Source organism: Paraburkholderia sp. JHI2823 (assembly GCF_038900695.1).
Classification (GTDB): Bacteria; Pseudomonadota; Gammaproteobacteria; order Burkholderiales; family Burkholderiaceae; genus Paraburkholderia; species Paraburkholderia mimosarum.
The window spans coordinates 1-11,904 of record NZ_JAYMRY010000078.1; the positions used below are offsets into that span (position 1 = coordinate 1).

Genomic DNA, 11,904 nt, shown 5'->3' on the forward strand with positions numbered 1-11,904 from the left:
TATCCAACCCGCGCATATCAGCGTGATACACCGTCGATGTTACTGCTGCGCCGCCCTCAGGAAACTGGACGTACCCTATGCGAAAACCGAAAACCACTGAGCCGCTTGACACGGAAAATCATATCAGCCCGTATCGCCGCCCATGCTGTCTGGGCAGGCCAACCGTAAGGAAGGCTGTTGGCGGTGCGGGTAGAGGATGACGGAGAAAGCGAACGGCTGCCTGTAATGGGCAGCATAGCGGTTGCAACATCACCGCATGCGAAAGCAGGCCCACTTCCGTTTGGTCTTTCGTCACGAGAGAGTTTGATCAACCTTCAAAGGAGGAGAAGCAGATGACGGTGCAGCAGCAAGGCACTGGTGCGTCCTCCGATCGAGCGACGCACTGGCACAGCATCGACTGGGCCGGGTGTTATCGCGAGGTCCGAAGGCTCCAGGCGCGTATCGTGAAGGCAACGCAGGAAGGCCGCTGGGGCAAGGTGAAAGCCTTGCAATGGCTGCTAACCCACTCGTTCAGCGGCAAGGCACTCGCCGTCAGACGAGTGACTGAGAATCAGGGCAGACGGACGCCGGGAGTGGACGGCATTACATGGTCCTCCCCGAAGTCCAGGCTCAAAGCAGTGCTGTCGCTCAAACGGCGCGGCTATCGGCCGCGTCCGCTGAGGCGGATATACATCCCCAAGGCCGACGGGAAGAAGATGCGGCCTCTTGGAATCCCGTGCATGATCGACCGGGCTCAGCAGGCGCTGTATCTGCTCGCTCTGGAGCCGGTTGCAGAAAGTACGGCGGACTTGAACTCCTATGGTTTCAGGTCGGCCCGATCAACGGCCGACGCAATCGAACAATGCTTCCGGGTGTTGAACGGAGCCGATTCTGCACCGTGGATTCTTGAGGCCGATATCCGAAGCTGCTTTGACGAAATCTCGCATGACTGGCTGATCGCCCATATTCCTACGGATAAAGCGATTCTGCGAGGATGGTTGAAGGTTGGCTACCTTCATAACCGGGTCTTTCACGCAACGGAAGCGGGTACGCCACAAGGCGGTATTATCTCGCCCACGTTGATGAACATGACGCTTGACGGGCTGGAGGCACTGCTGCGCGCAAAGTACCGCCGCGGCAATCACAATCTGTCAAAAGTCAATATCGTTCGTTATGCAGATGACTTCATCATTACCGGTGCAACGCAAGACGTGCTGGTGGACGAAGTTCGCCCAATGGTCGAGCAGTTTCTGGTCGAGCGCGGCTTATTGCTATCACCAGAAAAGACCCGGATCACGCATATCGACGATGGGTTCGATTTCCTCGGCATGAACGTGCGCAAGTATGGCAGCAAGCTGTTGATCAAGCCAGCCAAAGCAAACGTTCAGCGCTTTCTGCGTAAGCTGCGGGAAATCGTGAAGGCCAGCGCGACGCTGCGACACGACGAGTTGATACGCAAGCTCAATCCATTGCTTCGAGGATGGGCGAACTATCACCGGCATGTTGTATCGAAGCGCATCTTTGCTGAAGTTAGTCACGCGGTTTGGCAATGTCTGTGGCGCTGGGCGCGGCGTCGTCATCCGAACAAAAGCGCAGGCTGGGTTCGACGGAAGTACTTCCGATCCGTCGGTTTCCGGCACTGGGTGTTTGGCACGGAGACTGGCAAAACGCCCGGTTCGGGAGAGAAGGAACTCCTGCTGCTCTATGACATTGCAGGCACGCCGATCAGGCGACACCGGAAAATAAAGATGGACGCCAATCCATTTGACCCGAAGTGGGAAAGCTATTTCGAGGAGCGATTGGGCCTCGCGATGGTGGACTCGTTAAAGGGTCGAAAGCAGTTGATCCGGTTGTGGCTCGATCAGGCTCGCGCGTGTCCGGTCTGTCAGCAGATGATTACGAAATCCAGTGGCTGGCGTCTCTACCACATGGTTCGGAAAGTCGAAGGCGGAAAGGACACGCCGGGCAATCTCGTGATGTTGCATCCTGAATGTCACCAGATGGCGCGAGCTCTCCGACTCCCAGTAGCGAAACCGGCTCCATCAATGGGGCTTTGAAAGGCTTGAGCGGTATGCGGCGAAAGTCGCACGTACCGTTCTTAGGGGAGGACGCGACGGCAACGTCGTGCCCTTACCCGACCGAACCGGAAGACATCGCCACATCAATTGCAGCCGACCAGGCCCATCTGCGGGAAGTGCGTTTCCGGGGTTCTGGTGCAAGGTAGACGGGTTGAGAAAGCTCATGTAGGTAGGATAGCTTATTGATCGAACAGAACCGCATTCCATACGGCGGGCGCAGCGGCCTCCTTGAGGCCGAGCTTCGCGAGATCGAACTGCCCCTTGCGAATACAATGCGTCAACTCGATTCCTGAAATCGTGGTCGCTGCGCTCCCGAATCGTTTGAACCCAAGCATCACGTTCGTTCTGGACTTGATGTGGCGATGGTCTTGCTCGATCACGTTGTTCAGATATTTTGAGGACCGGACCTTCGTGTCTTCAGGCAGCAGACCATCGGCCTTCATTTCGCGCACCGCGCGGTGCGAGGCGGCATAGCCGTCGAGCGTGATGGTCTCCGGCGGCTGGCCCTGACGCTTGATGGCCTTGCTGAAAAAAGCTTTGGCCGCAGCCACATCGCGTCGGGCTCTGAGCATGAAGTCCACCGTCTGGCCAGCCCGATCCACTGCCCGGTACAGGTAGACCCACCTGCCGCGAATCTTCAGGTAAGTCTCATCGACACGCCACGAGCGACCCGCAGGTGTAGCAAAGCGGTTCCAGCGTTTGACGAACTCGGGTGTATAACGCCTCACCCTGCGCAGAATCGTCGTGTGAGCCAGCGACAATCCCCGTTCGGCCATCATCTCTACCAGATCGCGAACGCTGAGCTTGTAGCGCAGGTACCAGCGAACGCACAGGATGATGATCTCCCGATCAAAATGGCGTCCGCCGAACAACTTCTCCGGACTCTTCAGCTTGCTCATCGTGGCTCCTCGGTTCGTCTTCTTCCGACAACTCTAACCCATTCGCCGGCCCTATTTGCACCAGAGCCCCCGGCGAGCGCTTTGACAACCGAGCATTCGGGCAGACCTCGATCACCGTATCGCTGGCCTGAATCTGGACCTGGAATGCCGCATCTGCGTCGGAATCGCAATTAGCCAGAACTAAACGTACAGGCAGTGTTCTGCATAGCCTCGTGCGCATTCCTCGGCCAATACCGCCTCCATCGAGCTACACGGACCGCTATCGAAAGAACCGGTGTCACGCCGAATCCTCTGCCGGCAGCAGGTGCCGGCCAGCCTGTGGATCAGACGAACAGTGGTTGCTCGCCAATACGGATCAGTCTCGATGCTGCACTTGATCGTAGATCGTCATTAACCACCTCCCCGGTCGGATCGTGACGCACGCGACTTCGTATTGGCCCTCCCCACAGGTCGCCGCGGAGACAGTACCGCCGCACGAATCGGCCCGGCAGGTATGCGTCGATATTGGCACCTGAGGTAAAGCCGGGCAACGGCGCACGGTCGGGCCGGCAAATCGACGAACTCCGAGGTGACCATGTGTTCTGTGGACACATCGCGTTCAGTCGACTGGAATTTCCCAGGTTATTTGGTCGGGTCGTCGAGCTGAACTCTCAAGGCAAAAAAGAGTGTTTCCATACGACCACAGCCAGTACGACTGTCGCTGCCCGACGAGAGCCACTTGTCCCAGAGGACCTGCTGGCCGTTTTTCATGATGGGGCGCCCACTGTAGTGAACGCCGGTAGATCGATCTTTTCCAGGCGTCTGACGGTCACGACAGCGCCGACGCGGCAATCGCTTTTGCGATCGAGGGCTCGCGCCTCGCGCACAACATCAATGCCGTCAGGACTCAGATGACAAGGGAACCAGTTCGGGGAGTGGCTGCACCAGGACACGCCGTTCCAGTCGATCCCCACCAACCCGAAGCTCGTGCGCGAGGTGACGGTCAGCAGTGTTTCCATGCTCGACGACTCGACGGTCGTCGTTGAGTTTTCCACCTCCACCACGCAGTTCGCCTCGGACAAGCCCGTCGTGCAACGCTATGCGCTCACGCTGCGCTACCAGATCGTGCCGGCCAGCTCGGACGAAGCCGTGGGGACTAACCCATTCGGGATCTTCTTCCCGTTCTTCACTCTCCAGAAAACGGTATGACGATCCAGGCCTCCCGCGCTCTGGCGCTCGTGGTTGCGCTCGCCGGCGCGCTCGCACTTTCCGGTTCCGCCCTCGGCGCGTCGCGGGCCGCTTCCGCCGCAGCTGCCCTCGACATTGGCTCGATCATGGGCGACCCGATGAGTCCGGTGAACCCGTACAACTCCGGCACCGATCCGGTCACGATGCCCAACGACGCGCGCATCGTCGTGTTCAGCTACTGCCGCGACCAGATCTACCGCACCATTACCGCACCGGCAAGGAATGGCATTGACAATAAGGTAGGCCGCCGTTGCGCAAGCGAATTTGACAAGTAAGGCACTACATATTACGTATCATCCAATACAATCAGTATTCGGATAGATGAAGGACTGGATAGGCTCTAGTTGTTTCCCCGATCTATATCGCTCAGCAGGTATTTTCTCGTGAAACATTGACCCTAAATTCCTTCAAACATCCCGTTGTGTAAGGAGTTGAGCCGAATACGCTATCTCTCGTCGAGGTGTTTCACGGTGGTCCGCTCGCAAAGCGAACTCATGCAACGATTCGTTTGTTCTTGAATGGCAGCTAGCGCGAAACCGTAGCTGCCACCATAAATAGGGCCATATTGAATTGAACGATTGTATGCGGCCGCAAGACCCGAACCGCTTCTCCCGGCGATAATCACCGGGCGCCTGTGAGTATGGGCATCACCGAGAAATGGCGAGAGCGGATGACTACTCCTCGCACCGACGAAGCCCGAACCGGAAAAGCCACGCGTCAAACCTGATACTTGATGAGCCGGATACCAAGGTGTACCTGGAGGGCGGGCTCCGCACCGAAAGACCTGGGACAGGAGCGAGCAGACCTGCGGGGCTTGTGTTTCACCGCCGTTCAGAATGTTCTCCATACCATCGGCGCCTACCTTCATCGCGACCGCGACAAGACGAAGGCCTCTATCAGAGGGAACCGGAATAACTTGTTTCTATGTGCGCAACTGTCGCGCGCGTGCCATGTCTAAGGTGATGTCGATAGCTGCAAACGCTTCGCGGACTTCCTCGCCCCCCTTATCGAACGGGATCAGCAATGCCCAAGACATCACCTTTCCTCGCGCCAGCGCCCCAGGGAGCGACGTTCTCCATGGAAGACAGATATTCGACGGACACCGCGCGCCACGTCCTCCCCTCCTTGGTCTACCGCTCTTACCCAGGAGCCCAAGATGCGTCCGTGCACAATATAAACCGGCGCGCCGCGCCGCTCCGCTCTGTCGTTAGGTACATCAGCCGGGCGGCAAGCTCCGCAGTTGCCAAGTGCGGCCCGGTAGCTGAGCGCATCGGTTCGAAGGTACGCAATCGCAGCGGGCCGTCTTGTGCAAGGGGAACAAGTGAGGGACGGCATGCTTTCCGTAGCGCGCGGTTCGCCCCCTGCATGCTCGTCGGCCAGACGTGGCCACGGCTTCGACGCGCTGTCATGCGGACAGGGGCGCTGTTCTCGGCCGTCCTCGTTCCTGCCACAACCGCGAAGGATAAGCATCCAGGCAAGGGCGCAAACTTCCGGGCAAGAGCTTGGCGTCGACGGCCTCCCGCCCTGATGACCAACGCTGCTCCGTCTCGCCTGCAAATGAGAGCATCCCGTTCAAGCACGTTCAGCGCGTGGTCGCGCAAGGTGCGCCGCACGCCGTTTGCCATAAGTGTGCCACGGATGCAATCGCGCGCAACGTGCCGCTTGACGTCGTCCACCGCGCTGGAGCACCTGTGTCTCTCAGCACAACGTCCACCGACATACGAGTCGAGCGAAAACGCAGCATCGAGAAAGTAGCAACGGTCGCCAGCGTTGTCTTCTGATTGGCAAGCGTGCGAGCTGGCCTGCCGGACAGAAGGCCGTCTAAGTCCACCAGGTGGCAGGAATCGCGAAATCCTGACCTTTCTCCACTGATTGCATCAACTTCGTGCGTGTCGTGTCCAACCACCTCTGATGAAATTTAGAAGCGGCGGGACGCGCAGGAAGCGGCAAGCCGTGAGATTTTCCCAGCTGGGTAGACAGCACTATCGCTGGACTAACAATAGATGCGCAAGCCGATATGCTGACCCTTTGATGCCGTTTCGAACGGGCTCTCAGGCGCGATTAGCGGGGCTACCCTGAGGCCATCGACCTTTGCGCTCGATCGGCGGATCGTCCTTCAAGAAGTGTTCGGATCCGAACAGCGAAGTCACTGATGGCGCTCGCAACAGCGGTTCGATGCGCAGTCCCCGCGCGCCGCAGTGGTCGCAAGACGTTCGAGCCGCCACCGCCCCGAGCACCATTTCGGTTCGATCGGGAAACGAGAGTACTTCGAGCAGACTGTTCGGATCCGAACAGTCGCACGGTTACAACGAAACTGCCGCCGAAAAAAAACCTCGCGAGTGGCGAGGCTTCTTATCCGAGCGGTACAGCCTACTCCGGCTGTACCGAGAACATTCTCGCGACGGTCTCTCTGAGCGTGCGCTCCTGTTCCTCGGAAATCACACCGGCCTTGAACTTGAAGGTCAGCCCCGAGACATCTTTGGTGATGCTGCCAGCCTGGACATTTCCAGAGAATATCTTGAGGATGCTGCGGCCCGCCGCGTCGCGCGTCGACACCCCGCGAGTCGCTGCCGCCAGAATCGCGGGGGCGATCTTGGATTCAAGGAGATCACCCGCGACTACCTGTGACCACAACTCCGTTAGCGCCTTCAGGCCCGCATCGCCGGTCTTCTTCAATGCGCTCACAATCTCCTGCGCTTGATTTGATTGCAACAGCGTCGGCCTCAGGTCTAAGTCACGCTTAACGAAGTCAGGAAGCTCATCGAAGGCAAGATATCGGTAGAGTTCATTTCTGGAAATGCCCATCGTCTTGGCAAGACGGGTCTTATTCGGAAATTCACTCTCCGCGCGGCGGACCGACAATGCAATCTCGTAATCAGAGAGGTCGTCCCGCGTGACGTTCTCTACGAGCGCGAGGGCGGCCATATCCTGGTCAGTGCAGTCAATAACTACACTCTTAATGGTCTCCCGGTTCAGCAGCTTGTGTGCACGCCAACGCCTCTCACCGGCTACCAGCTGATAGGTGTCATCGCCCACTCGACGCACTAGCACCGATTGCAGTAGTCCGGTCTCTTCAATCGAGCGAGCCAATTCATGCAGCTTCGTCTCATTGAATTCGCGGCGCGGTTGCCATGGGTTCGGCGAAATCCCGTTGACCGGCAAATCGGTCCCTACTCCTTTATCCTCAAGTTCCTGGATTCGGATTTGTGCAGCGGTCAAGGCGCTGGTAAGTCCCGGCATGGTTTGCGGACTGCGAGTACCCTTATCAGCCTGTTTCCTCACCGGCGTCATGTCAGCCGGCGACGCCAGCCCTGCAGTCTTGGCCAACAGTTGCTCGCGAATATTGCTCATGCCTCCTCCTTCCAATTCTTAACGAACATATCGTCAAGCCAACGCGCGTACTGCATCAACGGTTGCTTCACCCGCTGAAGCGACTTAGCGGTCGAATGCGTATTCGTGATATCCAGTGCCGTGGAGAATGAGAGGGCCCCACCGCTCATCACCGAGCTTGCCGGGATTTCGAAGGGGTCCAGCCATTTCCCGTAAGCTGTCTGAGCCCATTGCCGAACCACCGGGGCCGAGGAAGTCTTGCCGTAATCCACCTTGGAAAGAAGGATGGAGATGAACTCATAGACCTTGTCTTCCTCGTACGCGAGGAAGTCGCCAGCCACTTCCGAAAATAGACGCCAGAAAGCCATCGAGCTGATGAAGTCTAGGTTCTCCGGGACCATCGGCATAACGAGTGCGTCTGCGGCGAGCAAGGCGTTGAGGTTCATATACGAAAGCGACGGCGAGGTATCCATCAGGATGTAGTCGTATTGCGAACGCAGCGGCTCCAGGCCCTCACGAAGCACCGACCAGAACCGAAACCCCTTCATCGTCTTCTGCCGGGCCGGCAACAGAAACTCAGCGCCATACAGGAAGGTGTGCCCCGGAATTATGTCGACGCCATCCCAATAGGTGCTTTGCACCTTCGAACTCAGCCCGCCTTCGATAGACTGGTCATAGATGTAAGGAAGGACGGTGTCCTCACCGCTAATTTCCTTCTCTGCATACAGCCCGCACAATTCCGAAGCGGAAGCCTGCGGGTCGAGGTCGATGATGAGCACTTTGCGCCCGAGCAGCGACAAGGCCTGTCCGAGGCAGACGGTCGTGGTGGTCTTCGCAGAACCTCCCTTCAGCTGAGCCGTCGTCAGCACCCGCCCTCGAAAATTGCTGCCCGGTTCGGCAAGTCGCGTTTGATAGATGTCTGAGGCCATCTTTACCCACGTGCGCACTTCGGCAAGCGTGAATGTCCGGCTGCGACCGCTGCCGTTGAGCGTGCCCGACGGAAGCCCTTGGTCCGCCTTTGTCACCAGATACTGAATCTGCTGCCGCGACAGATTGCACATGTCGGCCAGTTCGCTGATAGTAAATATGGGAGCAGTCTTGCGCGGCCGCGGGGCGAGAATCTGCTCGCGCAGGTTGTCCGCGAATGGAGCGAGTTTTTCGGCGAACTCTGCAACCTCGCGCAGGGTCGTGCGACGACTTTCAATAGGGAGGACGGTAGCCACTGCATCCATTCTGCACTTCTCCGGGGTTTTGACGATGTAGCGCAGAATACACCATTATGTGTAAACAGGGTTGTATTGAGTTTGATTTTTTAGCCGACACATCAAGATTCTGCGCTAGTTGCTTGATTTGCCGTTGAAATCCGAGGGGCGCGTTGAGATTGCGAACGACTCACCGGATGCAGGAGGCGGAGGAATCGACCGCGCGCGACGACGCATTCACGCTTCCCCGAGATTGAGCGGGAAAGTAGCAACACAAAAACCATCCCCGGGACGCTTTTTGTGCCCGTCTCTAGTCAATCTAAATTATTCATTGAAATCAGCTAGTTGCCCCGGCTCCAAGGCTCTCTATGGGCGGTCTTTTTCAGGTTATCGAGCCCTATGTTCGTTTGCTTTTCGTAAACATAAACCATCAAACCAACAAACAGCGATGGGAAAACCCTTTGCTATCAAGAAAAAAGGCTCTGAATAGAGACGGTTTTTGGGAAAACAGGGGCGGTTTTTGTGAAGCAGCGGCCAAAAATTGGGTCTGGATGGGTGGAAATTGTGAGAGCACTGAGCGGTTTTTGGGCGCCAGCTCGAAGGTATGGGGTGGTTTTTGTGCGAGAAGGAGCGCCCCACATCCGGGGTGGTTTTTGTGTTGACAGCCGCTGCTTGGCTGATAGAGTGCCGGCATCAAGCCGAAAGAACGAATGGAAAAGCCGACGCTTCCCGCCACGCCGCATCAACTCGCCCTGGACATCTACGACGACATGTCCGGGAAAGACGCGCGGATAGACCAGGCAGACAGGGACATCGGATATCTCCGAAACAACATCTTCACCCGTGTCGGCGGACTCGGTATCGCTGCGCGCCGCGTGCTCGACGCAGCATATTTCATCGTTGCTTCGAAGGCGCCTGATGAACTCATCGACGACAAGGTCTACACGTTTTCCGAGGACATCAACTACTTTAAGTGGCTGATGCGCTACGACAGTCGCAACCACAGCCATCTTGTCACCCAGATGCGTGCTGCCGCGAAGGCCCGCGTTGAAATCATGACAGCCCCCTCAATCGAGGAGCTAACCGAGAAGGACTCGTGGGGCACGATAAGTCTGCTCGGCGATTGTTACATCGAACGAAATGTGGTTTGCATCCTCCTCTCAGGGCGGGTGATTCGATATCTCATCAGCCCATACAAGGCTCATTGGCTCAGCCTGCGCGATGCTGCAAAGTTCACGCTATCGCTAGCGCGCGCGGTCTATGACCGCCTCATTCCATGCGAGGGCCATGGTGTAACCGAGTGGTTCGCGTACGAGGACGTCCTCGAATGGCCAGGGAAGGTCGGCGCGTCGCGCAGGGTTTTCAAGGAGTTCCGGAAGCACTTCCTTGAGCCTGCCGTGCAGCAGCTCAACGAAGAGTCGGATTTTGAAGTCAGCTGGGAAGCGAACGCCGCGCGCGTGTCCGCGGATAAGATGAAACTGCGCTTCCGGTTCACGAAGAAACAGGGCGCGGAAGCTGCGCGCGCAGGCATTCCGGATGAAATGTACCTCGTGCTTCATAACGACTTCGCGTTCAATGAACTGGACTTTCTGCGCCTTGCAAATAATCGGCACACCTGGACGGATGAACGCCTAGCGCAGGCCATCGAATACACGCAGACTAGGCTGGCGCAGGGCAAGGTCACCATCAGCCCCAAGGGCTATCTCTTCAAGTCGCTCGAAGGGAACTACCGCATTGGTGGCGCCGAAAAGAAGATGCTTGCATTTCAGTCGCAACAGTCCCAGCATTCGCAGGAGGAAGCACGCGCTCGTCAATACTCGGAGTCGCAGCGACGAGAAGCTGAGAAAGCCCAGGCTGAAATTGCGGCCGCCAAAGTCCGTTCGGAGGCTGAGTCCGGCAGGGAGTTCTATGAGGCGGCGGACGCCCATATCCGAAAAGAATTACTGCACACGTTTGTGACGGGTCTGCTGCACCAGCGGCAAATGGCCAGGGTTGGCGTGTCGCGTGAGTCGCTCACTACAGAAAACATCCTCACGACAAACCGCCAGATCGCCGAGACTTTTTGCACACACGTCTATTCGCGCATGAAGAAGGTAATCGACGGGCGCCCGAAGTAACCGAGGCGCGGCCGATCACCGGTTACGCCTTCACGTTCTGGAGCTGTTGATGCATCACCCCGTGTCTTGTTCGGCCTATTGACTCGCGCGTTGAAATAGTACAATTGGCTCGGCTGTCTTCGGTGAGCGGGGACTGTGACGCTGTTGAATTGACCTGTTGGCTACGGAATCCCAAAGAAATTCGACCTCCCAAGCTGTTGCGCGCGCCTGCTTGTGCCACGCCGTTGCCGCATTTTCGCGTCGAACGTCATTCGGACATGAATCGTTCCGCAAAGGCGTTGTTGCCCGATTTGCTGAAGCGTTCTTTAAACGGGTGCAAGAGCCATTACGAAACCTTCGGAAAAGCTGGCATGCCATCGAAGGTTCTGGGTAAGCCGGCCGCATTGGACGAAGCCTCGGCAATGAAGTCGCACTGCATCATGGATTACCAATCTGCTTTAGGACTCCAAACTTTTTTCAATCTTTGCGGACGTTGTGCACGGCCATCGCGAACGTTGGGATGGAACCGGCTATTTCAGACCGGCTGGACGGAGAGGCAATTCCCGCACCTACAAGAGTACACGTTCTAAAACGAAGTCGTGGAGGCAACTATCAACGGAGGGAGCTCCCAGTTCGAGCCTCAAATGGTTCTCTTGTTTCTCTCCATAGTCGGACCCCAACGCGGATGACAGAACGAGACCGCGTCGGCGATCGTCCCGCGGATGACAGGGGGGCGCACGGCAATGCTCTCAACTTAAGCCCGATTGCATCACGCGAGTTTGTAGGCGAGGTGGAAATGGGGTTTGGCCTTTTTGGGTGGCCTGGGATAGGAGCGTGAGGGCTGTATGCGGCATCGGGTGCGGTGGATCATTGCAAGAACCGCGGGGGGCCTCTCCAGGCAGCGCGCGATACGCGGAAGGCAGCCACTGAGGATCGGCTTGAGTGCGCCCAGCGCGTAGAGCCGGTTAGGGCGTGTTCACACTATCTGAGCCCATCAACGATGAGCGCGAAATTGATAAAGGCGAGGAACATCACGTCCAGTTTTTCGAACCGCGAAAAGATGCGGCGGAAGCCTTTGAGGCGGCGAAACAGG

At 57.4% G+C, this 11,904-nt stretch carries 8 protein-coding genes and 1 pseudogene; 4 read left to right on the plus strand and 5 right to left on the minus strand.

Features of this window, described 5'->3' with window-relative positions; translation table 11 throughout:
* The first annotated feature begins 332 nt into the window (after positions 1-332).
* On the plus strand, positions 333-2,036 hold the full coding sequence (gene ltrA, locus VSR34_RS36585) for a group II intron reverse transcriptase/maturase (protein ID WP_028215617.1): 1,704 nt from the start codon (positions 333-335) through the stop codon (positions 2,034-2,036).
* Between the two features lie 200 nt (positions 2,037-2,236).
* Here ltrA and VSR34_RS36590 read toward each other — a convergent pair whose 3' ends face one another.
* Positions 2,237-2,956: an IS6 family transposase gene (locus tag VSR34_RS36590; RefSeq protein WP_342965017.1), complete on the minus strand. Its 720-nt coding sequence runs from the start codon at positions 2,954-2,956 to the stop codon at positions 2,237-2,239.
* A 746-nt stretch (positions 2,957-3,702) separates the two neighbouring features.
* Positions 3,703-3,954, minus strand: coding sequence for a hypothetical protein (locus VSR34_RS36595; RefSeq protein ID WP_342965018.1), 252 nt, complete (start codon positions 3,952-3,954; stop codon positions 3,703-3,705).
* Between VSR34_RS36595 and VSR34_RS36600 the strand changes: the two genes are divergently transcribed.
* Together VSR34_RS36600 and VSR34_RS36605 are read left to right on the plus strand one after the other, a co-directional pair.
* Positions 3,902-4,144, plus strand: coding sequence for a VirB8/TrbF family protein (locus VSR34_RS36600; protein ID WP_342965023.1), 243 nt, complete (start codon positions 3,902-3,904; stop codon positions 4,142-4,144). The genes VSR34_RS36595 and VSR34_RS36600 overlap by 53 nt on opposite strands.
* Complete coding sequence (locus tag VSR34_RS36605) at positions 4,141-4,458, plus strand: hypothetical protein (protein WP_342965019.1); 318 nt, start codon at positions 4,141-4,143, stop codon at positions 4,456-4,458. The genes VSR34_RS36600 and VSR34_RS36605 overlap by 4 nt, the downstream gene beginning before the upstream one ends.
* A 2,095-nt stretch (positions 4,459-6,553) precedes the next feature.
* Here VSR34_RS36605 and VSR34_RS36610 read toward each other — a convergent pair.
* Entirely contained in the window at positions 6,554-7,534 is a 981-nt protein-coding gene (locus VSR34_RS36610) for a ParB/RepB/Spo0J family partition protein (protein ID WP_342965020.1), read from the minus strand.
* Positions 7,531-8,745 (minus strand): AAA family ATPase, encoded by a 1,215-nt coding sequence (locus tag VSR34_RS36615; protein ID WP_342965021.1) that lies wholly within the window; start codon positions 8,743-8,745, stop codon positions 7,531-7,533. Before VSR34_RS36615 ends, VSR34_RS36610 begins: the two co-directional genes overlap by 4 nt.
* 680 nt (positions 8,746-9,425) lie before the next feature.
* On the opposite strand from VSR34_RS36615, the gene VSR34_RS36620 reads away from it, so the two are divergent.
* A complete protein-coding gene (locus tag VSR34_RS36620) occupies positions 9,426-10,832 on the plus strand; it encodes a replication initiation protein (RefSeq protein WP_342965022.1) in 1,407 nt (468 codons plus the stop codon).
* A gap of 960 nt (positions 10,833-11,792) precedes the next feature.
* Here the strand turns inward: VSR34_RS36620 and VSR34_RS36625 are convergent.
* Positions 11,793-11,904 (minus strand): annotated as a pseudogene (locus VSR34_RS36625) (IS5/IS1182 family transposase); the annotation flags it as partial.